Source organism: Bradyrhizobium sp. AUGA SZCCT0222 (assembly GCF_018130205.1).
In the GTDB taxonomy this organism is placed as follows: Bacteria; Pseudomonadota; Alphaproteobacteria; order Rhizobiales; family Xanthobacteraceae; genus Bradyrhizobium.
The window spans coordinates 49,043-75,643 of record NZ_JAFCLX010000011.1; the positions used below are offsets into that span (position 1 = coordinate 49,043).

The 26,601-nt window shown below is 63.5% G+C and carries 24 protein-coding genes; 14 read left to right on the forward strand and 10 right to left on the reverse strand.

Translation table 11 applies throughout. The features are described 5' to 3' along the window. Window positions 1-8 precede the first annotated feature (8 nt). Complete coding sequence (locus JQ629_RS12085; protein ID WP_212264932.1) at window positions 9-779, reverse strand: enoyl-CoA hydratase; 771 nt, start codon at window positions 777-779, stop codon at window positions 9-11. 158 nt (window positions 780-937) lie between these two features. Between JQ629_RS12085 and JQ629_RS12090 the strand changes: the two genes are divergently transcribed. Together JQ629_RS12090 and JQ629_RS12095 are read left to right on the forward strand one after the other, a co-directional pair. After that, window positions 938-1,477 carry a PaaI family thioesterase gene (locus tag JQ629_RS12090; protein WP_212412862.1) on the forward strand — a complete coding sequence of 180 codons (540 nt, stop codon included), beginning with the start codon at window positions 938-940 and terminating at the stop codon, window positions 1,475-1,477. A gap of 66 nt (window positions 1,478-1,543) precedes the next feature. Continuing rightward, window positions 1,544-2,158, forward strand: coding sequence for a TetR/AcrR family transcriptional regulator (locus JQ629_RS12095; RefSeq protein WP_212412863.1), 615 nt, complete (start codon window positions 1,544-1,546; stop codon window positions 2,156-2,158). Between the two features lie 142 nt (window positions 2,159-2,300). Here JQ629_RS12095 and JQ629_RS12100 read toward each other — a convergent pair whose 3' ends face one another. Continuing rightward, window positions 2,301-3,215 carry a LysR family transcriptional regulator gene (locus JQ629_RS12100; protein WP_212412864.1) on the reverse strand — a complete coding sequence of 305 codons (915 nt, stop codon included), beginning with the start codon at window positions 3,213-3,215 and terminating at the stop codon, window positions 2,301-2,303. 186 nt (window positions 3,216-3,401) lie between these two features. On the opposite strand from JQ629_RS12100, the gene JQ629_RS12105 reads away from it, so the two are divergent. The 8 genes from JQ629_RS12105 to JQ629_RS12140 all read left to right on the forward strand — a co-directional run bounded on the left by JQ629_RS12105 (window position 3,402) and on the right by JQ629_RS12140 (window position 12,943). Beyond that, window positions 3,402-4,898 carry a CoA-acylating methylmalonate-semialdehyde dehydrogenase gene (locus tag JQ629_RS12105; protein WP_212412865.1) on the forward strand — a complete coding sequence of 499 codons (1,497 nt, stop codon included), beginning with the start codon at window positions 3,402-3,404 and terminating at the stop codon, window positions 4,896-4,898. Between the two features lie 120 nt (window positions 4,899-5,018). Next, a complete protein-coding gene (locus tag JQ629_RS12110) occupies window positions 5,019-6,164 on the forward strand; it encodes an isobutyryl-CoA dehydrogenase (RefSeq protein ID WP_212412866.1) in 1,146 nt (381 codons plus the stop codon). Further along, window positions 6,161-7,237 (forward strand): enoyl-CoA hydratase/isomerase family protein, encoded by a 1,077-nt coding sequence (locus tag JQ629_RS12115; protein ID WP_212412867.1) that lies wholly within the window; start codon window positions 6,161-6,163, stop codon window positions 7,235-7,237. Before JQ629_RS12110 ends, JQ629_RS12115 begins: the two co-directional genes overlap by 4 nt. A gap of 33 nt (window positions 7,238-7,270) precedes the next feature. Further along, the gene (gene mmsB, locus JQ629_RS12120) at window positions 7,271-8,158 is read left to right on the forward strand and encodes a 3-hydroxyisobutyrate dehydrogenase (protein WP_212412868.1); all 888 of its coding nucleotides are present in this window, start codon (window positions 7,271-7,273) and stop codon (window positions 8,156-8,158) included. A 10-nt stretch (window positions 8,159-8,168) separates the two neighbouring features. Beyond that, window positions 8,169-9,902, forward strand: coding sequence for an AMP-binding protein (locus tag JQ629_RS12125; RefSeq protein WP_212412869.1), 1,734 nt, complete (start codon window positions 8,169-8,171; stop codon window positions 9,900-9,902). A gap of 3 nt (window positions 9,903-9,905) precedes the next feature. Then, window positions 9,906-10,385 carry a MaoC family dehydratase gene (locus JQ629_RS12130; RefSeq protein WP_212412870.1) on the forward strand — a complete coding sequence of 160 codons (480 nt, stop codon included), beginning with the start codon at window positions 9,906-9,908 and terminating at the stop codon, window positions 10,383-10,385. Window positions 10,386-10,529: 144 nt separating this feature from the next. After that, a complete protein-coding gene (locus JQ629_RS12135; RefSeq protein ID WP_212412871.1) occupies window positions 10,530-11,447 on the forward strand; it encodes an SDR family NAD(P)-dependent oxidoreductase in 918 nt (305 codons plus the stop codon). 251 nt (window positions 11,448-11,698) lie between these two features. Beyond that, window positions 11,699-12,943 (forward strand): BaiN/RdsA family NAD(P)/FAD-dependent oxidoreductase, encoded by a 1,245-nt coding sequence (locus JQ629_RS12140; protein ID WP_212412872.1) that lies wholly within the window; start codon window positions 11,699-11,701, stop codon window positions 12,941-12,943. A gap of 75 nt (window positions 12,944-13,018) precedes the next feature. On the opposite strand, the gene JQ629_RS12145 is transcribed toward JQ629_RS12140, so the two are convergent. From JQ629_RS12145 to JQ629_RS12155, 3 genes are all read right to left on the reverse strand, one after another. Next, window positions 13,019-14,098, reverse strand: coding sequence for a D-TA family PLP-dependent enzyme (locus tag JQ629_RS12145; RefSeq protein ID WP_212412873.1), 1,080 nt, complete (start codon window positions 14,096-14,098; stop codon window positions 13,019-13,021). 121 nt (window positions 14,099-14,219) lie between these two features. Then, the gene (locus JQ629_RS12150; RefSeq protein ID WP_212412874.1) at window positions 14,220-16,031 is read right to left on the reverse strand and encodes an ABC-F family ATP-binding cassette domain-containing protein; all 1,812 of its coding nucleotides are present in this window, start codon (window positions 16,029-16,031) and stop codon (window positions 14,220-14,222) included. A gap of 8 nt (window positions 16,032-16,039) precedes the next feature. Then, a complete protein-coding gene (locus JQ629_RS12155) occupies window positions 16,040-16,525 on the reverse strand; it encodes a YaiI/YqxD family protein (protein WP_212388745.1) in 486 nt (161 codons plus the stop codon). 175 nt (window positions 16,526-16,700) lie between these two features. Between JQ629_RS12155 and JQ629_RS12160 the strand changes: the two genes are divergently transcribed. Next, the gene (locus tag JQ629_RS12160) at window positions 16,701-17,501 is read left to right on the forward strand and encodes a hypothetical protein (protein ID WP_212412875.1); all 801 of its coding nucleotides are present in this window, start codon (window positions 16,701-16,703) and stop codon (window positions 17,499-17,501) included. A gap of 2 nt (window positions 17,502-17,503) precedes the next feature. After that, on the forward strand, window positions 17,504-18,112 hold the full coding sequence (locus JQ629_RS12165; protein ID WP_212388741.1) for a 2-hydroxychromene-2-carboxylate isomerase: 609 nt from the start codon (window positions 17,504-17,506) through the stop codon (window positions 18,110-18,112). 10 nt (window positions 18,113-18,122) lie between these two features. Here JQ629_RS12165 and JQ629_RS12170 read toward each other — a convergent pair whose 3' ends face one another. Then, window positions 18,123-19,511: an FAD-binding oxidoreductase gene (locus JQ629_RS12170; protein WP_212412876.1), complete on the reverse strand. Its 1,389-nt coding sequence runs from the start codon at window positions 19,509-19,511 to the stop codon at window positions 18,123-18,125. Between the two features lies 1 nt (window position 19,512). Next, window positions 19,513-21,888, reverse strand: a complete 2,376-nt coding sequence (locus JQ629_RS12175) for a xanthine dehydrogenase family protein molybdopterin-binding subunit (protein ID WP_212412877.1) — start codon at window positions 21,886-21,888, stop codon at window positions 19,513-19,515. A 195-nt stretch (window positions 21,889-22,083) separates the two neighbouring features. On the opposite strand from JQ629_RS12175, the gene JQ629_RS12180 reads away from it, so the two are divergent. Together JQ629_RS12180 and JQ629_RS12185 are read left to right on the forward strand one after the other, a co-directional pair. Beyond that, window positions 22,084-23,127 carry a Ppx/GppA phosphatase family protein gene (locus tag JQ629_RS12180; RefSeq protein WP_212412878.1) on the forward strand — a complete coding sequence of 348 codons (1,044 nt, stop codon included), beginning with the start codon at window positions 22,084-22,086 and terminating at the stop codon, window positions 23,125-23,127. A 212-nt stretch (window positions 23,128-23,339) separates the two neighbouring features. Continuing rightward, complete coding sequence (locus JQ629_RS12185; RefSeq protein WP_212034132.1) at window positions 23,340-24,032, forward strand: RlmE family RNA methyltransferase; 693 nt, start codon at window positions 23,340-23,342, stop codon at window positions 24,030-24,032. A gap of 148 nt (window positions 24,033-24,180) precedes the next feature. Here the strand turns inward: JQ629_RS12185 and JQ629_RS12190 are convergent, their stop codons facing one another. From JQ629_RS12190 to JQ629_RS12200, 3 genes are all read right to left on the reverse strand, one after another. Continuing rightward, entirely contained in the window at window positions 24,181-24,348 is a 168-nt protein-coding gene (locus JQ629_RS12190) for a hypothetical protein (RefSeq protein WP_212412879.1), read from the reverse strand. Window positions 24,349-24,378: 30 nt separating this feature from the next. After that, window positions 24,379-24,555 carry a hypothetical protein gene (locus tag JQ629_RS12195; RefSeq protein WP_212412880.1) on the reverse strand — a complete coding sequence of 59 codons (177 nt, stop codon included), beginning with the start codon at window positions 24,553-24,555 and terminating at the stop codon, window positions 24,379-24,381. Window positions 24,556-24,809: 254 nt separating this feature from the next. Next, complete coding sequence (locus tag JQ629_RS12200; protein WP_212412881.1) at window positions 24,810-26,432, reverse strand: ABC transporter substrate-binding protein; 1,623 nt, start codon at window positions 26,430-26,432, stop codon at window positions 24,810-24,812. Window positions 26,433-26,601 lie beyond the last annotated feature (169 nt).

Sequence of the window (26,601 nt, forward strand, 5' to 3'; positions counted from 1 at the left end):
TCCTGCGCCTATCGCTTCCGGTCGAGAAATCCCTGCATCATCCGCTGCGGTTCGCCGGTCAGGAAGGACTGCCCGAATACGCCAACGCTAAGATTGACAGATTCCGTCAGCGGCAGCTCTTCCCATTGTCGCATGAGCGCCTTCTGCGAACGCAGCGCTTCCGCTCCGCACTCGAGCAGCGCCTTGACCGTATGCTCGACCGCGTCATCGAGGCCGCCGGCCGGCGCGACCTTGTCGACCAGTCCCCAGGCCAGCGCCGTCGGCGCGTCGATGTTTTCGGCCGTCATGACAAGCCAGCGGGCGCGACCCCAGCCGATCAGCCGCGGCAAGAGTGCTGCGTGGATCACCGAGGGAATACCGACCTTGACCTCAGGCATGCCAAAATGGGCGTCGTGCGCGGCAATCCGGAAATCGCAGGCAGCCGCGACTTCAAGGCCGCCGCCGAGACACCAGCCCGGCAGCCGCGCGATCACGGGCGCCGGGAATTGGCGCACGGCTTCGCAGAGGTCGCGCAGCCGCGTGATGAAGGCTTCGGCGGATTTCTGGTCGAGTTTTGCCATTTCCTTGATGTCGGCGCCGCCGATCATGCTCTTCTCGCTTTGGCCGGCCAGGATCACCGCGCGAATGGTCCGATCGGTGGCGAGTTTCTCAAAGCCTTCGCGTACGCCTGATGTGACGGCGGAACTCAGGATGTTCAGCGAACCGGCGTTGCAGATCGACAGCCGCACCACGCCGCGCGGATCGCGGTCGATACCGCAATGGGGATTGAGCATTTCCATCTGATTTTCTCTGATTGGTTTTGGTTTTTGGGTTCAGTGGCACGGTTCACACCACTTCCCGGACAATGCGCTGAATTGTCAAGGGCAGGCAGGCGAGAGGCGTTGCGCGGCGACGGTCGGCCATATAATATGACAGTCATCATCTAAAAGGAGCTGCCATGAGCGCGATTGATACCGTCGACCTGTTTTCTTCAGCCATGCGCCGGGAGCGCGTGGTCGACTGGCAGGCGCCGGGGCCGGCCGCGAAGGCCGCCGCAGGGATGACGGGCATGGAGGCGATGTGCGCGATCCGCGACGGCGTGCTGCCGGAACCGCCGATGGCCCGCCTGATCGATTTCCGCCTTCGCACGGCCGAACCGGGGCGGATCGTGATGGAACTCGAACCGCATGAAAGCCTGGAAAATACCATCGGTCTGCTGCACGGCGCGACCGCGGCAGCTCTGCTGGATACCGCCATGGGTTGTGCGATCTCGACCATGCTGCCGGCCGGGCAGGGCGCGGTGACGCTCGATCTCAAGCTGACCTATCTGCGGCCGCTCTCGGTCAAGTCGGGCAAGATCTCGGCCGAAGGCAAAATCATAAAACTCGGCCGCCAGACCAGCTATACCGAAGGCTTTGTCCGCGACGGCGCCGGCAATCTTGCAGTGCACGCGACCGCCACCTTCTCGATGATCGGCGGCGAGGCTAAAACGAAATAGTTGCAGCTATTTTTACGCGCAATTGCTATTATATGACTGCAAACATCTAATGGTTATGGGATTACGATGCGGTATTCCAAGGAGCACAAGCAGGAAACCCACGCGCGGATCGTGAAGAAGGCGTCCGTGCGGCTTCGCGAAAAGGGCGCGCATGGCATCGGCGTCGCCGATCTGATGAAGGAGGCCGGCCTGACCCATGGCGGCTTCTACGCGCATTTCGATTCCCGCGAGGCGCTTGTCATCGAAGCCTTTGCCTATGCGATGGACCGCTCGACCGAGCGCTGGCGCAAGGTCGCCGACGAGACCCCGCCGGACAAGCGTCTCGCAACCATCGTCGAGAATTATCTGACGCCTGTTCATCGCGACGATCCCGGCCATGGCTGCGCGATTCCGACGCTCGGCGCCGAGATCGCGCGTGAGAGCGCGAAGACGCGGAAGGCTTTTGCGGCCAAGCTGGAAGCGATGATCGACATGATGGCCGATCAGATTCTCGACGTGCCGCGCAAAGTCGCGCGCAAGCAGGCGGTCGCCGCGCTCGCGACCATGATGGGCACGCTGGTGCTGTCGCGGATCGCCGGCAATGGCGAGTTTTCCGACGAAATTCTAGCCGCCGGGCGCGAGGCCGTGCTCGGTCGCGCGGCGGCGGCGAAGAAGCCGGTGGCGAAGTCGAAGCCGAATTAGGGCCACCACCGTCGTCCCGGCGAAGGCCGGGACCCATACGCCGTGACGGTGCTGTTGGAAAAGAAAGCAGATAACGAGTATCCCGCAAACGATGGCGGCCGGTGGTTATGGGTCCCGGCCTTCGCCGGGACGACACGTCGCTTCACCGCCCGCTGAACAGCCCGCGCTCGTTCTCCACCGTCTCATAAATGTAATCCGCCACCGCGCGGATCCGCGCCAGATCCTTGCTGTCGGCGTGCATCAGCAGCCAGAACGTCCGCGAGATCGTGATCTCGTCCGGCAGCACCGGGCGCAGCTCGGGATGCGCCGTTGCCATGAAATGCGGCAGCACGGCGATGCCGAATCCGGCGATGGTGGCGTTGAGCTGCGCGATCAGATTGGCGCTGCGGAATTTTGCGGAGATCTTGGGGCTAACCTGCGGCAGATAATCCAGCTCCGGCGTGAACAGCAGTTCCTCAATGTAGCCGACGAAGCGATGGGCGGCGAGGTCGCTGCGCCCGGTAATCCCGGGCGCGCGGTCGAGATAGGCGGGGGCGGCATAGAGCCCGAGGCTGTAGTCGAGCAGCTTGCGCCCGAACACCCGGCCTTCCTTTGGCATGGTCAGGCTGATCGCAATGTCAGCCTCGCGCTTCGACAGGCTGAACAGCCGTGCGGTGGCGACGAGCTGAAGGTCGAGATCCGGATAGCGCTCGACGAATTTCACCAGCCGCGAGGCCAGGAAGTGGCTGCCAAAGCCGTCGGGCGCCCCGATCCGCACGGTGCCGGTCAGATGCGCGCGGGAGCCGCCGACCGCCTCCTGGTTGGCGACGATGGTCGATTCCATCGCTTCGGCGCTGTCGGCGACGCGCTGGCCGGCCTCGGTCAGCAAATAGCCGGTTTTGCGCCGATCAAACAGTTTTGCGGACAGATGCCGCTCCAGCCGGTCGACACGCCGGATCACTGTGGCATGATCGACCCCAAGCTGTTTTGCGGCAGCGGATACCGTTCCGCCGCGCGCAATCGCCAGCAGAAAACGGAAGTCATCCCAATCGATCGTACCGCCGCCTTGATCCAGCATTTCCGCACATCTATGGTGCAATTTATCAGACTTGTATCCTAGGAAATGCGGGTCAAAAAGACTTCAAAGCGAACCAAAGCGTTTTCAAGCGAAGTGGACACCGGTTCGCGTGAAGAAAACGCGTTAAATCAAGGATTAGAGCCTCGGTTCTGAACCGAGGCTCGGCCGGGCCCAAGGAGAAGATTCATGCGTTCAATCGGACATTTCATCGGCGGCAAAGAGGTCAAGGGTAATTCGGGCCGGACGGCCGACGTATTCGAGCCGATGACCGGCGACGTCCAGGCCAAGGTGGCGCTGGCCTCCAAGGCCGAAGTTCGCGCCGCCGTCGAGAACGCCAAGGCAGCTCAGCCGGAATGGGCCGCGACCAACCCGCAGCGCCGCGCGCGCGTGATGATGAAATTCGTCGAACTGGTACAGCGTGACTACGACAAACTCGCTGATTGCCTTGCACGTGAGCATGGCAAAACCGTTCCCGACGCCAAGGGCGATATCCAGCGCGGACTCGAAGTCGCCGAATTCGCTTGCGGCATTCCGCATCTCATGAAGGGCGAGTACACCGAAGGCGCCGGCCCCGGCATCGACATCTACTCGATGCGGCAGCCGCTCGGCGTCGTCGCCGGCATCACGCCGTTCAATTTCCCGGCGATGATCCCGATGTGGAAGTTCGCGCCCGCGATCGCCTGCGGCAACGCGTTCATCCTGAAACCCTCGGAGCGCGATCCCGGCGTGCCGATGATGCTGGCCGCCCTGATGATCGAGGCCGGCCTGCCGCCCGGCGTGCTCAACGTCGTCAACGGCGACAAGGAAGCGGTCGACGCCATTCTCGACGATCCCGATATCAAGGCGATCGGTTTTGTCGGCTCGACGCCGATTGCGCAGTATATCTACGAGCGCGCCGCGCAGACCGGCAAGCGTTGCCAGTGTTTTGGCGGCGCCAAGAACCATGCCATCGTGATGCCCGACGCCGACATGGATCAGGCCGTCGATGCCCTGATCGGCGCCGGTTACGGCTCGGCGGGCGAGCGTTGCATGGCGATTTCGGTCGTGGTGCCCGTCGGCAAGACCGCCGCCGACCGCCTGATGGAAAAGCTGATCCCGCGCGTGGAGTCGCTCAAGATCGGTACCTCGGTCGATCCGTCGGCCGATTACGGCCCGCTGGTGACGCGCGAAGCGGTCGAGAAGGTGAAGAACTACATCGATATCGGCGTCAAGGAAGGCGCGACGCTCGCTGTCGACGGCCGTGGCTTCAAGATGCAGGGCTACGAGAAGGGATTCTATCTCGGCGGTTCGCTGTTCGACAACGTCACCAAGGACATGCGGATCTACAAGGAAGAGATCTTCGGCCCCGTGCTGTCGGTGGTGCGCGCGCACGACTACAAGGAAGCGCTGGCGCTGCCGTCGGACCATGACTATGGCAATGGCGTTGCGATCTTCACCCGCGACGGCGACGCCGCGCGCGATTTCGCCGCCAAGGTGGAAGTCGGCATGGTCGGCATCAACGTGCCGATCCCGGTGCCGATCGCCTACTACACCTTCGGCGGCTGGAAGAAGTCCGGCTTCGGCGATCTCAACCAGCACGGACCGGATTCGATTCGCTTCTACACCAAGACCAAGACCATCACCTCGCGCTGGCCGTCGGGTGTGAAGGAGGGTGCGGAGTTCTCGATCCCGACGATGAACTGACGGTATAGCCAAGGCCGTCATTGCGAGCGCAGCGAAGCAATCCATCTTGCCGCGTAAACGAAGAATGGATTGCTTCGTCGCTTCGCTCCTCGCAATGACGACAAGAATGAGCAGCCCAGAATGCATTTCGCTCTCAACGAGGACCAGATTGCGGTTCGCGATATGGCGCGGGAATTCGCCGCGGAAAAAATCGCGCCGCATGCGATCCGCTGGGACGCGGAAAAGCATTTCCCGGTCGACGTGATGCGCGAGGCGGCAACGCTCGGCATCGGCGGGGTCTATATCCGCGACGATGTCGGCGGCTCGGCGCTGACGCGGTTCGACGCTGCGTTGATCTTCGAGGCGCTGGCGCAGGGCTGCCCGACGGTGTCGGCGTTCATCTCGATCCACAACATGGCGTCCTGGATGATCGATGCCTATGGCAACGACACCCAGCGCCAGAAGTGGCTGCCAAAACTCTGCACCATGGAGCTCTTGGCGAGCTATTGCCTGACCGAGCCGGGCTCCGGCTCGGACGCGGCTGCCTTGCGCACCCGCGCGGTGCGCGACGGCGATCACTACGTGCTCAACGGCCAGAAACAGTTCATTTCAGGCGCCGGCAAGGGCGATCTCTATGTGGTGATGGTGCGCACCGGCGCCGATGGCCCCGGCGGCATCTCGACCCTGGTGATCGAGGGCGATACGCCAGGGCTGTCGTTCGGCGCCAATGAGCGGAAGATGGGCTGGAATGCGCAGCCGACCCGCGCGGTGATCTTTGAGAACGCCCGTGTGCCGATTGAAAATCGCCTCGGCGACGAGGGCATCGGCTTCAAGATCGCGATGGCCGGGCTCGATGGCGGCCGCATCAACATCGCGGCGTGCTCGCTCGGCGGCGCGCAAAATGCGCTCGACAAATCGCTTAGCTACATGAAGGAGCGAAAAGCCTTCGGCAAGCGCCTCGACGAATTCCAGGCGCTGCAGTTCCGCCTCGCCGACATGGCGACCGAACTGGAGGCGGCGCGGACCTTTGTGTGGCGCGCCGCCGCCGCGCTCGACCGCAAGGATGCGGACGCAACCATGCTATGCGCGATGGCCAAGCGTTTTGGCACCGATGTCGGTTTCGAGGTCGCCAACCAGGCGCTGCAACTGCACGGCGGTTACGGTTACCTCAGCGAATACGGCATCGAAAAGATCGTGCGCGATTTGCGCGTGCATCAGATCCTGGAAGGGACCAACGAGATCATGCGGTTGATTGTGTCGCGAAAATTGATCGAGGGCGCGCGATGACCTCGGCTACCGAGGCGCCGGAGGGCGACCTGATCGCAAGGCGCGAGGGTTCCTGCGGCGTGATCCGGCTCAACCGGCCGAAGGCGATCAATGCCGTGACGCTGGAGATGTTTCGCGACGTCGACAAGGCGCTCGATCGGTTCGAGGCCGATCCGGCCGTCGCGGTGATCCTGCTGGAAGGCGCGGGCGAACGCGGTCTCTGCGCCGGCGGCGATATCCGCGCACTCTGGGAGAGTTCAAAAGTCGCCGGCGATCTCGGCAAGATCCTGTGGCGCGAGGAATACATCCTCAATGCCCGCATCAAGAAATTCCCAAAGCCCTATGTCGCCTTCATGGACGGCATCGTAATGGGCGGCGGCGTCGGGCTATCCGCCCACAGCAGCCATCGCGTGGTGACCGAGCGGACAAAGCTCGCCATGCCTGAAGTCGGCCTCGGATTTTTCCCAGATGTCGGCGGCACCTGGCTACTCTCGCATTCGCCGGGCGAGATCGGAACCTATTTTGGCCTGACTGGCCAAACGATGAATGGTCCAGACGCGATTAATGCGCGCTTTGCCGACACGGTGGTGCCGTCGGCCAAATTGGCCGCGCTGCGCGAGGCGCTCACCAAAGTCCGGCCCGGAACGACATCAGCCGAGATCAAAACCCTGGTCGAGGGCTTTGCGACCGGCGAGACCGCTGGTCCCGTTGCCGCGATGCAGGCAAAAATCGACAACTGGTTCGCCCATGACCGAATGGAAGATATCGTCGCCGCCCTGCAGCGCGACGGATCGGAACTGGCGCAGGCGACGCTGAAGACGCTCGGTGAAAAATCCCCGCGCGGCATGGTGGTCACGCTGAAACTGCTTCGGCTGGCGCGGGCGTCGTCCTCGCTGGAAGAATGCCTGGTGCGGGAATATCGCGCGGCGCTGGAAGTCTTTGCCAGCGACGATTTCCGCGAGGGCGTGCGCGCCGCCGTGATCGACAAGGACCGCAATCCAAAATGGTCGCCGCCGCGGATCGAGGACGTGACGCCGGCGATGCAGGCGCCTTATTTCGCCGAGATCGGCGCCGACGAACTCAGGTTCAACTGAAACAACAAGAACAGCTCACGCGGAGGATTCGAGATGGCTACTATCGCATTCATTGGCCTCGGCAATATGGGCGGGCCGATGGCGGCCAACCTGGTCAGGGCCGGCCACAAGGTCATCGCCTTTGATCTGGTCGAGGCGTCCAAGAACCAGGCCAGGAGCGACGGCGCTACGACTGCAGAAAGCGCCGCGGCCGCGGTGAAGGGGGCGGATACCGTCATCACCATGCTGCCCGCGGGCAAGCACGTGGTCTCGGTCTGGACCGACGTGGTTCCCGCGATGGCCAAGGGTGCGCTGATCATCGATTGCTCGACCATCGACGTCGAGAGTGCAAAACAGGCGCATGCGCTGGCGGCCAAGCACGGCATGGCTTCCGTCGATGCGCCGGTGTCCGGCGGCACCGGCGGCGCCAAGGGCGCGACGCTGACCTTCATGTGCGGCGGCGAGGACAAGGCGTTCGGCGCCGCCAAGCCGGTGCTGGAGAATATGGGCAAGAAGATCGTGCATTGCGGCGGCGCCGGTGCGGGGCAGGCGGCCAAGATCTGCAACAACATGATTCTGGGCATTTCCATGATCGCGGTCGGCGAGGCCTTCGCGCTCGCCGAAAAGCTCGGCCTGTCGCATCAGGCGTTGTTCGACGTCGCCTCGACCTCATCAGGGCAATGCTGGTCGCTGACGACCTATTGCCCGGTGCCGGGCCCGGTTCCGACCTCGCCGGCCAACAACGGCTACAAGCCCGGTTTCGCCTCCAATCTGATGGTGAAGGATTTGACGCTGGCGCAGGACGCCGCCAACGCCGCGGGCGCCGCGACCCCTCTGGGCAAGCACGCGCAGGAGATCTACAAGGCGTTCGACGCCGCCGGCCATGGCGGGGTGGATTTTTCCGGGATTATCCAGCACGTTCGGAGTCTCGCCGGAAAATAACGGAGAGCCGATGACGAGTTTCCAGGAAGCGCGCGCCTTTCTGCTCAAGCACCGCACCGACTACGACACCGCGGTAAAGGGGTTCCGCTGGCCGGATCCGGTTCCGTTCAACTGGGCGCTGGACTGGTTCGATGCCGAACTGGCGCGTAACTCCGACAGCAAGGACCGCGCGGCGCTGTGGATCGTCGACGCCGGCAGCGACAAGGAGACAAAGCTTTCCTTTGCCGCGCTGTCGCGCCGCTCCAACCAGGTCGCCAATTTCCTGCGCGCGCAGGGCCTGAAGCGCGGCGATCATCTACTGCTGCTGCTCGGCAATGTCGTGCCGCTGTGGGAGACCATGCTAGCGGCGATGAAGCTCGGCGTCGTCGTGATCCCCGCGACGACGCTGCTCACACCCGATGAACTGCGCGACCGGCTCGACCGTGGCCGGGCCAAGGTGGTGGTGGCCTCGCAGGATCAGGTCGCGAAATTTGCCAGTCTCGGCGCCGAAGGCCTGGTGCGCATCGTCGTCGGCGCGACATCGAAGCACGAGGGCTGGTTGCCGTTCGAAGAGGCCGCCGGCGCTTCGGAAACATTCGCAGCCGATGGTCCGACCAACGCCGACGACCCCATGCTGCTCTATTTCACCTCGGGCACCACGGCAAAGCCAAAGCTGGTGCGGCACAGCCAGCGCAGTTATCCCGTCGGCGCGTTGTCGACGATGTTCTGGCTCGGGCTGCAGCCGGGCGACGTGCATCTCAACATTTCCTCGCCGGGCTGGGCCAAGCATGCCTGGAGCTGCTTGTTCGCGCCCTGGAATGCCGGCGCCACCGTGTTCGTGGTTAATCAGCCGCGCTTCGACGCCAAGGCGTTGCTCGCGACCATCGGCCGTTGTGGCGTGACGACCTTGTGCGCACCGCCGACGGTGTGGCGGCTGTTCATCCAGGAGAAGCTTGCGGCCTTCAAAGTCTCCTTGCGCGAAGTCTGCGGCGCCGGCGAGCCGCTCAATCCCGAAGTCATCGATCAGGTCCGCACCGCCTGGGGCCTGACCATCCGCGACGGCTATGGCCAGACCGAAACCACGGCGCTCGCCGGCAATTCGCCGGGCCAGAACGTCAAGGTCGGATCGATGGGCCGACCATTGCCCGGCTATCGCGTGCAGATCACCGACAATGATGGCCACGCGACCAAAGAGGGCGAGGTCACGCTGGTGCTCGGCGCGGACCGTCCGGCCGGCCTGATGCAGGGCTATCAGGGCGAGGACGGCAAACTGAGCGGCGCCGATGGCGACCTCTATCGCAGCGGCGACGTCGTGTTTGCCGATGACGAGGGCTACCTGACCTTTGTCGGCCGCTCCGACGACGTCTTCAAATCGTCCGACTACCGCATCAGTCCGTTCGAACTGGAGAGCGTGCTGCTGGAGCATGAATCGGTCGCGGAAGCCGCGGTCGTGCCCAGTCCCGATCCGATCAGGCTCGCAATCCCGAAGGCCTATGTGCTGCTGGTCGCGGGCGTCGAGCGCACGCCGGAGACCGCGCTGTCGATCTTCAACCACCTGCACACCCGCTTGGCGCCGTTCAAGCGCATCCGCCGCATTGAGCTCGTAACCGAATTGCCAAAGACGATCTCGGGCAAGATCCGCCGCGTGCAATTGCGCCGGCTGGAGCACGACGACAACCGCGCCGATGCGCTGCGCGGGACGGAATTCCGCGAAGAACAGTTTCCGGAGCTGCAGAAGGTGCGGACCGCCGGATTGGAGACCTGAGTAATGAATGAAGTCTGGAAGAAACCGCCGGTCTCGTTTGAGGCCTACCAGGCCATGGTCGGCAAGGAGATCGGCGTGTCGTCGTGGCACCTGGTCGATCAGGCCAGGATCAACGTCTATGCCGACGTGATCGAGGACCACCAGTTCATCCATGTCGATCCCGAGCGCGCCAAAAAGGAAACCGCGTTCGGCACAACGGTGGCGCACGGCTTTCTGACGATGTCTCTGCTGTCGATCATGTCCTACGAGGTGATGCCGGTCATCGAAGGCACCACGATGGGCGTCAACTACGGGTTCGACCGGCTGCGCTTCATGTCGCCGGTGCGCGCGGGCTCCCGCGTCCGCGGCCGTTTCACGCTGCTGGAGGCAATTTTGCGCAAGCCCAAGGAACTGCAGTCGCGCACCAATGTCACCGTCGAGATCGAGGGTGAAGCAAAACCCGCTTTGGTCGCCAACTGGCTCGGCTTGATCTATTTCGCGTAAGGTTTCGCCCGTCATTGCCGGGCTTGACCCGGCAATCCATCACTGCTCAAAAACCTCTCGATTTTGGATGGATGCCCGGGTCATCTGGGCGGAGACGCGCTTCGCGCTTTTGCCCGGCCATGACGAGAAGTAGGAACTGCAAGCATGACAATCAGGTTTGACGGACGCGTCGCAATCGTCACCGGCGCGGGCAATGGTCTGGGACGGGCGCATGCGCTGGGGCTGGCCAGCCGTGGCGCCAAGGTGGTGGTCAATGATTTCGGCGGCGCGCGCGACGGCACCGGTGGCTCGCTGACCCCGGCCGAGACCGTGGTCGAGGAAATCCGCAAAGCCGGCGGTACAGCGATCGCCGACGGCGCTGACGTCTCGAATTTCGAACAGGTCACGGAGATGGTCGAGCGCGCCACCAAAGAGTGGGGGAGCGTCGATCTGCTGTGCGCCAATGCCGGCATCCTGCGCGACAAGTCGTTCACAAAAATGGAAGTCGCCGATTTCGCGAAAGTGCTGGATGTCCATCTCACCGGCACCTTCTATTGCTGCAAGGCGGTGTGGGCCGGCATGCGCGAGCGCAATTACGGCCGCATCGTCGTCACCACCTCCTCATCCGGCCTGTTCGGCAATTTCGGCCAGGCCAATTACGGCGCGGCCAAAGCCGGCATGATCGGCCTGATGAACGTGCTGGCGGAGGAGGGCCGCAAGAACAACATCCGCGTCAACACCATCTCGCCGACCGCGGCGACGCGCATGACCGAGGAACTGCTGCCACCGCAGGCGCTGGCGCTGATGCGCCCCGAGGCGATCACGCCGGCGGTGGAATTTTTGCTCAGCGAGGACGCGCCGACCCGCACCATCATGGGCGCCGGTGCCGGCTCGTTTGCGGTGATCAAGGTCGTCGAGACCGAAGGCATCAACCTGGCCCAGTCCGACTGGACACCGGACGCCATCGCGGCGAACTTTGCCGCGATCGGCGACATGTCGACGGCGAAAGCGCTGCAGGGCGCGTTCGAACAGACGCAGAAGTATGTGGGGCAGGCGGCGGCAAGAGCGGGGATCAAGCTGTAGCGCTCGCCGTCATTCCGGGGCGACGCGAAGCGTCGAGCCCGGAATCTCGAGATTCCCCAGGGCGCAATTGCGCCCCTGAGGTCTGGTGCTAGCGCACCATCCCGGAATGACGAACCATCCCATCGTCATGGCCGGGCTTGACCCGGCCATCCACGTCTCTAGGGCCGCATCGAAAGCAAGTCGTGGATGCCCGGGACAAGCCCGGGCATGACGACTGTTCTTGTTGCGCGTGATCCGGCCTACATTACGAAATGTCCTCGACTCAAACCCAAGTCGCCATCATCGGCGCCGGCCCCGCCGGCCTGATGGCCGCCGAAGTGCTCGCGCAAGGCGGTGCTGCCGTCACCGTCTATGACGCGATGCCGTCCGCCGGCCGCAAGCTGCTGATGGCCGGGCGGGGCGGGCTCAATCTCACGCACAGCGAACCGCTGCCCGCGTTTCTTGCGCGATACGCCGAAGCAATGCCGAACCTGAAGGCGGCCATCGACGCCTTTCCGCCGCAGGCGCTGCGCGACTGGAGCGAGGCGCTGGGGCAGCCGACCTTCGTCGGCTCCAGCGGCCGGGTTTTCCCAAAGGCGTTCAAGGCCTCACCGCTGCTGCGGGCATGGCTGCGGCGGCTGGACTCGCAGGGCGTTCAGCTCGGGCTGCGCCATCGCTGGACCGGGTGGGATGACAACGGCCGCTTGCTTTTTCAAACACCCGATGGCCAACGCGAGATCGAGGCGACAGCAACCGTGCTGGCGCTCGGCGGCGCTAGCTGGCCACGGCTCGGCTCCGACGGTGCATGGGCGGAAACGCTTGCCGCCAAGGGCGTGACGATATCAATGCTTCGTCCCGCCAATTCCGGCTTCACCATCGCCTGGTCGGACATTTTCCGAGATCGGTTCGAAGGCCAGCCGCTCAAGGGCGTGGCGTTGACGTCTGGCGCACACAGCGTTCGCGGTGAGGCCATTATCACCCGCACGGGCATCGAAGGTGGCGCGATCTATGCGCTCTCGGCGGACTTGCGCGAAGCGATCCTCAGCGCAGGGAAGGCGACGCTGCACGTCGCGCTACGGCCCGATCTGGCGATCGAGGAATTGACCGCGCGGCTGTCCGCGTCAAAGGGCAAACAATCCCAGTCGAACTTCCTGCGCAAGGCCGCGCATCTCTCGCCGGTCGCGATTGGATTGCTGCAGGAGGCGGCGAAGACAACCGGCGTGGCGCTGGCGTCATTGTCACCGGCCAACCTAGCGCGTCTGATCAACGCCGTGCCCATAGAACTCAACGGCGTCGCGCCGATCGCGCGCGCGATCTCGACCGCAGGCGGTATCGCCTTCGATGAACTCGACGCCGATTCCATGATCCGTCGTTTGCCCGGCGTATTCGCGGCCGGTGAAATGCTCGATTGGGAAGCTCCCACCGGCGGCTATCTGCTGCAGGCGTCGTTTGCAACGGGTGCTGCGGCGGGTAGGGGCGTGTTGAAGTGGCTCGATCGTTGGATGGGTATAGCGTAAGCGAAACCCATCACATCACGTCACTGGGATAGAGGATGGGTTTCGCTCCGCTCTACCCATCCTACGGACCGGCAACTACCGCAGCTTCCCCCGCGCCGCGACCGGCAGCGTTCCAAGAATCTCCTCGCCGCGCACCATCACCACTTCGTCCATCATGTTGACGACGACGCAGACATGGTTGGGCACGATCCGCACGACGTCGCCGACGTTCGGGCGTGTATTGCTGCGGGTGAGGTCGAGGAAGCCATGCTCTTCGGCAAAACGCGCGATTTTCGCCTCGGGATGCTCGAGGATCAGGCCGTGGCCTTCGAGCCCGCCGGTGTCGGACGTCAGTGTCTTGGAGCCGGCATCGAGAATGCCGCGATCCGGACCGGCGCGGCTGACGACCGTCGAATAGATCCTGAGCGCGCAATCGTCCCAGCTGGCGACGCCGGCGGCGACCTGCATGCGGTCGTTGTAGATGTAGGTGCCGGGCCGATGCTCGGTGGCGCCCTTGAGCTTGCCGACATTCTTCATGTTCGGCGAGCCGCCGGTCGAGACCATGGTGACGTCGAGGCCGAGCGCGCGGACGCCTGCCAGCGCCTCGTCAAAGAACTTCTGCGCTTCCGCCCAGCCGGTTTCTGTCGGGTACAGCATGAAGCCAGCGAATTTCAGCCCTTTTGACGCTGCGATCTCGCGTGCCAACGCAATGGCTTCGGCAGGCGTCTCGACGCCGGCACGCTTGCGGCCTGTGTCGCACTCAACCACCACCGACAGCGGGCGGCCGGATGCTGCGGCCGCTTGCGGCAGGCCCGCCACCACGACGGAATTGTCGCAGGCGACCGTCATGTGGGCCTTGCCCTGCAGCGCGCCGAGCCGGGCCATCTTCTCCTCACCGATCAGATTGTAGCTGATCAGGATGTCGTCGATCCCGGCGTCTGCCATCACTTCGGCTTCACCGAGCTTCTGGCAGGTGATGCCCTTGGCGCCGGCCTTGATCTGCATGGTCGCAAGCAGCGGGCTCTTGTGGGTCTTGATATGCGGCCGGTTGGCGACGCCTGCGGCATCGCAAGCCGCCTGGATGCGCGCGATGTTGCGCTCGACCCGGTCCATGTCGATCACGGCGGCGGGGGTGCCGTATTCACGGGCGATCTTGGCGGCGAGAGGTGTGGTCATTTTTTCACTCCAGTTCATCCCCGTCATTGCGAGCGAAGCGAAGCAATCCATGGTGCGGCAAAGCAAGTATGGATTGCTTCGTCGCTTCGCTCCTCGCAATGACGGAAGGAAACATTAGCCTTTAAGCCTGTTCAATCTCTTCCCGAAGCACTTCAAGCTCCAGCCACTTGTCCTCGGCTTCCTGCAAGTCCTTCTGCGCCTTTGTAAGCGCATCGGAGGCGGAATCAAACTTCTTGCGGTTCTTCTTGTAGAGATCGGTATCGTCGAGGATGCGCTGCTGCTTGGCGATCTCGGCTTGCAGCTTCGCCATGGTCTTGGGCAGCGTTTCCAGCGCGTGCTTTTCGTTGAAGTTCAGGCGCCGTTTCGGTCCGGCCTGGGGCGATCCAGCGGCAACCCTCGCTTCCCGTTTCTCATCGGCGACCTTTACCGCCTCGCGCTTCAGGTCCGCGCCGCGCTGCGCCAGCATGTCGGTGTAGCCGCCGGCATATTCGATCCAGCTTCCGTCACCTTCGGGCGCGATCACCGAGGTCACGACGCGGTCGAGAAAGTCGCGGTCATGGCTGATCAGGATCACCGTGCCTTCGTAGTCGCCGAGCATTTCCTCGAGCACGTCGAGGGTTTCGAGGTCGAGATCGTTGGTCGGCTCGTCGAGCACCAGCAGGTTGGATGCCTTGGCCAACGAGCGCGCCAGCATCAGCCGCCCGCGTTCGCCGCCCGACAGTACCTCCAGCGGCGTGCGCATCTGCTCCTGCGCGAACAAAAAGTCCTTCATGTAGCTGACGACATGCTTCGGCTTCCCGCCGATCATGACGTGGTCGCTGCCGCCCCCGGTCAGGGCGTCGGCCAGCGTCGATTTGGGGTCGAGGCTTTCGCGGTGCTGGTCCAGCGTCGCCATTTCGATATTGGCGCCGAGCCGGATCGTGCCGCTGTCGGGCGGGCTGCCGCCGGTCAGCATGTCAATGAGCGTGGTCTTGCCGGCGCCGTTCGGGCCGACGATGCCGATGCGGTCGCCGCGCTGGACCCGGATCGAGAATCCGTCGACGATTTTGCGGTCGCCAAAGGATTTGCCGATGTTCTTGGCCTCGATCACCAGCTTGCCCGATTTGTCCGCTTCGGCGGCGGCGAGGCTCGCGTTCCCGGTCGCGCCGCGATAAGTGCGCCGCTGGTCGCGCAGGGCATGCAGATTGCCGAGCCGCTTGACGTTGCGCTTGCGGCGGCCGGAGACGCCGTAGCGCAGCCAATGCTCTTCGTTGACGATCTTGCGATCGAGCTTGTGCTGGTCGCGCTCTTCCTCGGCCAGCACCTCGTCGCGCCAGGCCTCGAAAGCGGAAAAGCCGCGATCGATCTGCTTGATCTGGCCGCGGTCGAGCCAGGCGGTGGAGCGCGACAGGTTGGAGAGGAAGCGGCGGTCATGGCTGATGATGACCAGCGCACAGCGGCGGCTCTCCAGCTCGCCTTCCAGCCATTCGATGGTGGTGAGATCGAGATGGTTGGTCGGCTCGTCCAGCAGCAAAATGTCGGGGGCGGGCGCCAACACCCGCGCCAGCGCCGCGCGGCGGGCTTCACCGCCCGAGACATGGGCGGGATCTTCATCGCCGCTCAAGCCCAGCTGCTCGATGAGATAGCGCGCCTGATAATGGTCGTCGCCCGGATTGAGTCCGGCCTCGACATAGGCCAGCGTCGTCTTGTGCGCGCCGAAATCAGGCTCCTGCGGCAGATAGCGGATGGTGGCGCCGGGCTGCACGAAGCGGCTGCCGCTGTCGGGCTCGACGAGCCCGGCGGCGATCTTCAGCAGCGTCGATTTGCCGGAGCCGTTGCGGCCGATCAAACACACGCGCTCGGCCGTCGATACGGACAGTTCCACGCCGGATAACAGCGGCGTGCCGCCAAAGGTCAGCGCGATATCTTTCAACTGGATCAGCGGCGGCGCCATCGTTCAGCTCAATTCTGGTTCGGCGCAGGCGGCAAAGCCCGCTGACGCTGGATGCGCCGGATGGTCTGGTCGAGCGCGGAGAGGAACGCCGAGCGATCGCGCGGCGCAAAGGATCGCGGGCCGCCCGTCACTTCGCCTGATGAGCGCAGGTCGGTCATCAGGTTGCGTACCGCGAGCGTCATGCCGATCGACTGTTCGGTGAACGGCTTGCCGTTCGGTGCCAGCACCTCGGCGCCGGCTTTCACGCAACGGCTCGCCAGCGGAATATCGGAGGTGATGACGATATCGCCTCTGCCGGCGCGTTCCGCAATCCAGTCGTCGGCGGCATCCATCCCGGCGCCGGCGGCGATCCGCTCGATCAGCGGGTCCTGCGGCACGCGGATGAAATTGCCCGCGACCACGCTGACGGGCAGGCCGTGCCGGCTCGCGACCTTGTAGATCTCGTCCTTGACCGGGCAGGCGTCGGCGTCGACATAGATGCGGGGTGGGTTCAAGTCAGGCACTTCAGGTCAGTTCATCGGGGTGGATTCGGTCAGTTCGTCTCGTCCGCGCGTGGTACTCCATGGGGCGGAAAAATGCGAGGAAAACAGGCCGGGGAACACGCTTGCCACGACACTTTCTTTGCGTACGATAACGCCCGGAAACAACAAGAAAATAGAGGAAACGGGCATGACAAGCCGGATCGGGCCGTATCGCGTCTCGGCCTACAACACTTCCAGGCATTCCGAGAACAAGATGCACGATGACACGGTGGCGAAGCGCTATGGGTTTAGCGGCGGTCTGGTGCCCGGCGTCGATGTCATGGCCTACATGATGCACCTGCCGGTCGCAAAATGGGGCCGGGCCTTTCTCGAGCGTGGACTGATCGAGGCGCGCTTCGTCAAGCCGGTCTATGACGGCGAGCAGGCCGATGTCATGGGCGAAGAAAGCAACGGCGTGCTCGCGATCGAGGTCGAGAGCCGGGGAGATATTTGTGCGACCGGCACGGCTTCGCTGCCATCGGCAGCGCCATCATTCTCGCTTTCCGACTTTGTCGAGGTCGCGGCGGTGGGCGAGCGCAAGCCGGTCGACGCGACCTCCTATGCGCTGGGTAAATGGCTCGGCGCGGCGCCGCGCACCTGGGCGACGGACGCGGCAAAACAATATCTGGCGGATATTCGCGAAACCGAAGCGATCTACGCGCAGGAAGGACTCGGCCACCCCGGCCTGTTGCCGCGGGTGATGAACATGGTGCTGGTCGACAACGCCATCATGGGCCCATGGATTCATGTCGGCACAAGGATGCAGCTCCTGTCCGCGGCCCGCATCGGCGATGAATTGACCGCCCGCGCCAAAGTGATCGGCAATTACGACAAGAAGGGGCACCGTTTCGTCGAACTCGACGCACTGGTGGTAGCCAACGGCCAGACGCCGCTGGCGCATTGCCACCACACCGCGATCTACCAGCCGCGCGAACAGGTGGCGGCGTAACCATGGCCATTACCATCGACTACTATCTGTCGCTGAACTCGCCCTGGACCTACATGGGCAGCGGCCCGTTCGCCGAAATCGCGCGGCGCTATGGCGCACAAGTCAACGTCAAGCCCGCCAAGTTCGGCCCGATTTTCGAGCAGACCGGCGGGCTGCCGCTGCCAAAGCGCTCGCCGCAGCGGCAGGCTTACCGGCTGATGGAGCTCAGGCGCTGGCGCGAGGTGCGGGGGCTTCCGCTCAATGTCGAGCCTAAATTCTTCCCCAGCGATGACGCGGCGGCGACGCGCCTCGTGATCGCGGCCAAGCTGCAGGGCAAGGACGCTCATAAATTGTCGCTGGAGCTGGCGCGCGCCATCTGGGAGCGCGAGGAATCGTTTGCGGACCCCGCGGTGATGGCATCATCAGCGCAACGCGCCGGCCTCGATGCCGCCGCGCTGCGGGCCGGCGGCCCATCGGACGCCGAACTCGATGCGCTGTATGAGCAATACACGCAGGATGCCCTGAAGGCGGGCGTGTTCGGCGCGCCCAGTTACGTCTTGCCCTCGGGCGAGATCTTCTGGGGCCAGGACCGGCTGGAGCTCCTGGAGCGCGCTTTGAAGCTCGCCGCCTAGTCGGCGCTCTTCACATTTCGAAGACGCGACCGGGATTGAGGATGTGATGCGGATCGAGCGCGCGCTTCAGCGTGCGCATGGTCTCGATCTCCTCTGCGGTGCGGCTGAGCTTGAGATATGGCCGCCTGGAGATGCCGATGCCGTGCTCGGCCGAGATCGAACCGCCGAACTCGCTGGTGAGGCCGAAGACCAGCTTCTTCATCTCTTCATGCTTGTCGGCCGGAGGCGAGTATTTTGTGTTGACGTGCAGGTTGCCGTCGCCGACATGCCCGAGCACGATGGTGTAGGCGTCCTTGTCGACCGCCTTGATCGCCTTTGCGACGGCTTCCGTGAACGGTTCCATCTGGTCGATGGCGAGGCTGATGTCGAAGCCGACGATCGGCGCGGTCGCCCGGCTGAGTTCGACGCTGGAATCGCGAACCCGCCAGATCGCGGCTGTAGAAGCACCTGAATTGGCAATGATCGCATCGAGGATGATGCCTTCACCGAGCGCCTCTTCGAGCAGACTTTCAACGTCGGCGCGGAGTCGCTCGGCATTGCTGCCCGAGGATTCCATCAGCAGGTAGAAGGGATGGGTGGCCGGCAGCGGCGCGGCGACGCCTCGCACCAGCTGCGTCACAAGGCGGTAATAGCTGTTCCACATCACCTCGAACGCGGTCAGTTCGCCGCCAAGCCGCTTGCGCGCCAGGTCGAGCATCGCCCGGACCTTGTCGAAACTCGGCAGCGCGCACAGCACCACCTGCTGTTCGGCCGGCGCCGGGAAAATCCGCAATGCGGCGCGCGTCACCACGCCGAGCGTGCCTTCGGTGCCGATGAACAATTGCTTGAGGTCGGTGCCGGTGTTGTTCTTGATGTATTTGCGCACGCCCTTGAGCACGGTGCCGTCAGCGAGCACCGCTTCGAGCCCGAGCACGAGATCGCGCGTCATGCCATAGCGGATCACCCGATTGCCGCCGGCGTTGGTCGAGATGTTGCCGCCGATCGTGCAGCTGCCGCGGGCGCCGAGATCGAGAGGGTACATGAAGCCGTCTTGCGCGACGCGCTCATGCACGCGCTGCAGCGGCACGGCGGCCTGGGCGATGACGACCCCGCCGCCGGTATCGACCTCCTCGATCGCGTTCATGCGTTCCATCGACAGCACGATTTCGCCGGCCATCGGCATCGTGGCGCCGACGAGTCCGGTCATGCCGCCCTGGGTCGTGACCGCAACGCGCGCCCGGTGGCAGATCGCCAGGAATCGCGAGACGTCCTCGGTCGAGTGCGGCCGCATCACCGCGAGCGGCGGCGCGACGGCAATGCCGGCCATGTCGGTGTGATAGCGCGCATCGATATCGGCGTCGGTCAGGACCGTTGTCGCGTCGAACGCTGCGCGGAGTTCACCGATGATGGCTGGTTGCATCCTATGCCGCCTTCCTCGCCTTGGCCTCCTGGATCGCACGCCAGACGCGTTCCGATGTCAATGGCATATCGATCTCCGAAATGCCGTACTCCGACAGCGCATCGATGACAGCGTTGACGATGCAGGCGAGGCTGCCGGCGCAGCCGGCTTCGCCGCAGCCCTTGGTGCCGAGCGGATTGGATTTGGCGGGCGAGGGATGATCGGCGGTTGCCATCAGCGGGATGTCGCCGGCGCGCGGCATCGCATAATCCATGAACGAGCCGGTGATCGGCTGGCCGCTGGAATCGTAGCTGACTTCCTCCATCAGCGCCTGGCCGATGCCTTGCGCGACGCCGCCATGCAGCTGGCCGTCGACGATCATCGGATTGACGATGGTGCCGAAGTCGCTGATCCCGGTGTAGCGCACGATTTTCGTAACCCCGGTGTCGGGATCGATCTCGACCTCAGCGACGTGGCAGCCATTGGGGAAGGTCGACGGCGTGTCCTTGGTGGCGTGGTCGACGTCGAGCGTATCGGGCACGCCCTCCGGCACCTTGCCGTCGCGCAGCCGCTGCGCCAGCTCCATGATGCCGATCGAGCGGTCGGTGCCGGCGATGGTGAAGCGGCCATTGCCGAATTCGATGTCGCCCTCGCTGGCTTCCATCAGATGCGCCGCCGCCTGCTTGCCCTTGGCGACCACGAGCGCCGCGGCTTCGACGATCGCCTGACCGGTCGCGGTGATCGAGCGCGAGCCACCGGTGCCGTTGCCGAAACGCACGAGATCGCTGTCGCCCTGTTCGAGCGTGACCTTCTCGAAGGGTACACCGAGCTCTGCGGACAGTACCTGCGCAAACGGCGTGGCATGCCCCTGGCCGTAATCGAGCGTGCCGGTGGTCAGCTTCACCGATCCGTCCGGCTCGAAATTGATCTTGCCGAGTTCACCGCTCGGCGGTGCGGTGACTTCGAGATAGGAGCCGACGGCAATCCCACGCAATTTGCCCTGCTTCTTGCTTTCCTTTTTACGCTTGGCAAAATTGGCGTGGTCGGACAATTCCAGCGCTTTCGCAAACACGCCCTGGAAATCGCCGCTGTCATAGGTGACGCCGGATGCCGCCGGGAACGGTAGTTGCGCCGGCTTGATGAAGTTGCGCTTGCGCAGGGTGAGCCGGTTGATGCCCATTTCATCGGCGGCGCGGTCGATTAGCCGCTCCATATAGTAATTGGCCTCGGGCCGGCCGGCGCCGCGATAGGCGCCCATCAAGGTGGTGTTGGTCAGCACCGTCTTGATGTCGACGCCGAGCAGCGGCGTACGATAGACGCTCGCAAGGTTCTTGGCGGTGTTGAGCGACAGCGGGCCCGGCGCCACGCCGGTGATGTAGGCGCCGAGATTGCCGTAGCCTTGGAGACGCACGGCGAGGAATTTACCCTCGGCGTCGAGCGCCAGTTCGCAATGCATGATCTGCGCGCGGCCGTGGCTGTCGGACAGGAAGCTGGTCGAGCGCTCGTCGGTCCACTTCACCGGGCGGCCCAGCACCTTCGAGGCATGCGCGATGCAGGTGTATTCCGGATAGTTCATGTTCTTCATGCCGAACGAGCCGCCGACATTGGCGGTCAGGATACGAACCTTGTCGTTCGGCACGTTCAGGATCTTTGCGAACGTGACCTTGTTGCCGGAAACGCCCTGGGTCGGCACCTGGATCGTGAAGCGCTCGCTGGCCTTGTCGTAGGAAGCCAGCGCCACGCGCGGCTCCATCGACACCACGGCGACGCGGGTGTTGACGATATCGAGCTTTGTTACATGCGCGGCGCCGGCGAATGCCGCATCGATCTTCGCTGCATCGCCATAGTGATAGTCGAGCGCTGTGTTGTTGGGGATGTGATCGTAGAGCTGCGGCGCGCCGGGCTTTGCCGCTTCCTCGGCACTGGTCACCGCGGGCAGCGGCTCGATATCGAACTCGACGGCTTCCGCCGCATCACGCGCCTGCGCCAGCGTTTCGGCGACGACATAGGCCACGGGATCGCCGACGAAGCGCACCTTGTCGGTCGCCAAGGCCATGCGGTTGGTCTGCAGCAGCGGCGAGCCGTCGCGGCTCTTCAGCGGCAGGCCGCAGGTGAAGGGGTTGTAGCCGGCGGCCACGAGGTCCTGGCCGGTCCAGGCGCCGAGCACGCCCGGCATGGTCCGCGCCGCCTTGATATCGATGCTGCGGATGATTCCGTGGGCGTGGCTGGAGCGCACGATCCAGGCATAGGCCTGGCCCGGCAGGCTGAAATCATCGGTGTATTTGCCCTTGCCGCGAACCAGCGTGTCGTCTTCCTTGCGGCGCACAGGCTGCCCGACGCCGTATTTTTGCACTGCGATAGCGTTTTCCAGCGACGATGGCGACGTATGATCTTGCATCGAAAAATACCTGAAATGCTTGGATTTCCGCGACTTTCGCGGGCTCGGAACCAAATAACCCACCGATCCCCCAGCGACAACGCCTGTTTGGGCATGGTCCTATGTGATGGGATGTTGCGTAGGCCCTTGGCGCTGCTAAAGTTTCCGTGAGCGCTCATTCTTCGGCGGCAGCAAAGCCGCGGAAAGACAGTTTTGATGAACGAGGATACGCGGCTTGCCGATGGCCTTGCGGCCCGCGCAAGCCCGTCAGGGTCTGCTGTGGCAGGGGCGGAAAGCGGCGTCTACGCCGCGCTCGACCTTGGCACCAACAACTGCCGGCTCCTGATCGCCTGTCCGGCCGGCGACGGCTTCCGCGTGGTCGATTCGTTCTCGCGGATCATCCGGCTGGGCGAGGGCATCTCCTCGACCGGTTCCATCAGCGAAGCGGCGATTGACCGTGCCATTGCGGCCTTGAGTATCTGCAGCGACAAGATCCGCTACCGCAAGGCTCGGCGCCTGCGGTTGATCGCAACCGAAGCCTGCCGCGCCGCGGCCAATGCCGAAAGCTTTCGCGAGAGGGTGGCAAAAGACACCGGCATCCGGCTCGAGGTGATCGATCGCGAGACCGAGGCGACGCTCGCGGTGATCGGCTGCTCGCCGCTGCTCGACCCCAAAGGGCGGGGCGCCATCCTGTTCGATATCGGCGGCGGATCGACGGAACTGGTCCGGATCGAGCGCGATCCAGGGGAAGAAAACGCCGTCCCGCGGATCAAGGCCTGGATGTCGATCCCGCTCGGCGTCGTCACCATCGCCGAGCATTTCGGCGGCAAGGACGTCACGGCCGAATCCTATTCGCGGATGATCGCCGAGGTCGCGCAATATGTGGCGCCGTTTGCGGCCGAGCACGGCGGTGATCTGCGTGACATGCATCTGCTCGGCACGTCGGGCACCGTGACGACGCTGGCCGGCGTGTTTCTCAATTTGCAGCGCTACGACCGGCGCCGCATCGACGGCATCTGGATGAACAATTCCGACGTCACCTCGGTGATCCAGCGGCTGCTCGGCATGAGCTATCAGGAGCGCGCCAACAACAATTGCATCAGCATTGAGCGCGCCGATCTGGTGCTGGCCGGTTGCGCCATTCTCGACGCGATCCGCGACGCGTTCCCGCTGCCGCGGCTGCGCGTCGCCGACCGCGGCCTGCGCGAGGGCATGCTGGTCGAAATGATGCGGGAGGACGGCGCGCTGCGGTCGTGCTAAGGCGGCGCACGTGCGGCCTGGCTTACCTCGCCCCGCTTGCGGGGAGAGGTCGGATCACATCGCAGATGTGATCCGGGAGAGGGGGTACAGGTCCATCAACTGGAACCAATTTCGCGGATAGAGCCCCTCACCCCAACCCTCTCCCCGTGAAGAACGGGGAGAGGGAGAACCACTGTATCGCGTTTCAATAGTATCCAAAGGCAAGCATCCGTATGGCGAAAGACACCACCGGCCGGTTGCACGTCACGGTCAAGTCTGGTGGCAAGCGCAAGCTGTCATCAAAGCTCTGGCTGGAACGGCAGCTCAACGATCCCTATGTGGCGCAGGCCAAAAAGGACGGATGGCGCTCGCGCGCGGCCTACAAGCTGATCGAGATCGACGACAAGCACCGCTTCCTGAAGTCAGGCATCTCCGTGGTCGATCTGGGCGCTGCCCCCGGCGGCTGGAGCCAGGTTGCGGCCAAACGCATCGGGGCGGCCAACGGGAAGGGCAAAGTGGTCGCGATCGATTTGCTGGAGATGCCGGAAGTGCCGGGTGTCACCTTCGCGCAGCTCGATTTCCTTAGCGATGACGCGCCGGAAAAACTGCTGGCGATGATGGGCGGCCGCGCCGACGTCGTGCTGTCCGACATGGCTGCCAATACCACGGGCCATCGCAAGACCGATCAGCTCCGCATCATCGGGCTGGTCGAAACCGCGGCGGCGTTCGCCACCGAGGTGCTCAATCCCGGCGGCACTTTCGTCGCAAAAGTGTTTCAGAGCGGCGCCGAAGGCGAACTGCTGGCGCAGCTGAAGCGCGATTTTGCCACCGTCAAACACGTCAAACCGGCGTCAAGCCGCCAGGACTCATCCGAGCGCTACGTGCTGGCAATGGGCTTTCGCGGCGGCGCGAAGTCACAGCAATAAGTTTCCGGTCATTGCGAGCGAAGCGAAGCAATCCATCGTGCCCGGTCGGAAGCATGGATTGCTTCGCTTCGCTCGCAATGACGAAAGACTTTCAACAAAAGAGGCCGCCTGATGTGGCGGCCTCCTGTCGGTCTGATGCCGCGAATGATCAATATTTGTTCCAGGGACCGAACGGAATCGGAAACGGGAACGGGAACGGAAACGGGCCGGTCGGAAAGGTCGGGCCGGTCCCGGTCGGAAGCCGCGGTCCGGTCTGCTTGATCATGCCGCCAGCGACCTTGTTCAGTTCATCGAGGCTCAGTTCATTCTTGGTCATGTCAGTCTCCTGTTGGTTTGGGATTGATCGTTAGCCGATGGTCCAACGCGCGAAGACGTCCTTGAACGTCCAGTCGCCGGTCGGGTACGGCGGCTTGGGCACCGGGCGTCCCGGAATGCAGCCATCCTTGACCCCGCCTGCCACCGCTTCCAGCGCGGCGTCGTCGAGCAGACGAACCGACTGATCTGAATTCCTAGAGTTCACCATTGTCGTCTCCCGTGTGTCCTTGAGCGAGACCATTCCCGCCATCCGTGATCACGGGGATACGGCATCGGCCGGCCCCTTGCCGTGACCAACGTCACACAGCAAGACAGGGCTTGTTTCCGCTTCAAATGGGAGCGCTTGGCCAGTCCACGGCGGCTAGAGCCTTTTCGTTCCGATGCAATCGGAACGGGGTTCTCGATTCTTGTTTTGGCGCGTTTTCTTCACGCGAACCGGAGTCCACTTCGCTGGAAAACGCTCTAACCCTTGGTGAACTGCCTGAAGTCGGGCTCGCGGTGAAACCAGAATTCGTAGCCGCCGATGTTCTTTTGCATCGCGACGTCGTGGATCGGCTGGTTAAGCGGAATCACCGGAACGTCGCGCATGCACAGCGCAATGAACGCCTTCACGGTCGTTTCGTATTCCGCGGCATTGGTCGCAAAGCGCGCTTTGTCGATCAGCTTGTCCATCTCCTTGTTCTGGTACGACGAGATGTTGAAGATCGAATTGTTGCCGTGGAAATTCCAGTAGAAGTAATATTCGGGATAATCGAGCCAGCCGCTGAATCGGTTGAGCGCCAGTGGCAATTCCTTCTTGTTCAGCGTCGTCCGCCAGTTGGCGCCCGGAATCTTGTTGATGTCGGTCTTGATACCGATCTTGGCAAGGCTCTCCTGAATAAGCACGATGGTGGGCTCGCCGACCGTTGCCGTGCCGGTGTCGAGCGAGAGCGTCGTCTCGAACCCGGTCTCAAAACCGGCCTCCTTCATCAGCGCCTTGGCCTTGTCGAGGTCGGTGACATAGGGGAAGGGTTGTGGCCATACCGGCTTTGAGACCTCAGTGGGGCCGCCATACATCGGAACGGCGCGGCCGAAGAAGGCGCTGCTCTGGATCTGTTCGTAAGGCATCGCCCAGGCGAGCGCCTGGCGCAGTTTGACATTGTCGAACGGCGGCTTGGCGGTATTCAGCGCCAACGACCAAAGCGCATTCGGGATCGGCACGCCGGAGACCTTGACCTTGCCGTCCTTGATGACCTGATCGAAATCACGCGGGGCAAAGCCGCTCGACAGATCCGCATCGCCGCGTTCCAGCGTGGCCCGCCGCGTGCCGGCGGAAGGGATGTCCCGCATGATAATGCGTTTGATTTTCGGAAGCGGGCCGCTCTTCCAGTCGTCGAAGCGCGTCAGGATGGTCTCGGTGCCGGGCTTCCAGCTGTCAAGCTTGTAGGCGCCGCCGCCGGCCTCGTTGTTCTTCAGCCAGCTCAATGCCCAGGGATCCTCTGGCGTCGCATTCTTCTTCGCCAGTTGCGAATTGATGATGAAGGGGACCACGACGGCGACGTTGAACAGCAGCAGTTTGTCCTTGCGGACATAGTCGATCCGGAAAGTGTGGTCGTCGACGACGACGAACTGTTCGGTTTTTTCCAGCGAGCCCGCCGACATCTGAAAGGTGGGAAAACCGCCGACCTTGACCGCGCGATCAAACGACCATTTGACGTCGCTGGCCGTGACCGGCGTGCCGTCGTGAAACTTCGCGTCCTTGCGCAGCTTGAACGCGCAGGACATGCCGTCGGCAGCAACTTCCCAGCTCTCGGCCAGTTCAGGCGCGAGTTTTTCGCGGTCGTAGGACAGCGTCCCGTCGGGCAGCGTTTTTGACGCGTAGGTCAGGAGCCGGTCGTAGCAATTCCAGGACAGCCCGTTGACGGTCTGGTTCGAACCGACGCCCTGCATATCAAGCGAATTGGGGCCGAGCTCCTGCACGACAAGCAATGTTTCCGAGCGGCCTTGCGCAGCGACGTCCGAACCGTGGAAACCTGCAGCTGTCGCGCCGGCCAGGGTGGTCTGCAGAAACTGCCGGCGGCTGAGGAAAAACGATGAATGCGACATGGGCAGCGATCCCTCTGCAGAACAAAGATGCTCATTTGCAGGCAAGGTCTGTGCCACAGGTAGGTAAGCGCTTCGGTGCGTTGCGCCTTCATTGGGCCGGGTGCAAACATGCTGAAATCGACGCGATTGCCCGTCGACGGGGCGATCGAATGAAGCGCAGGCAGTTTCG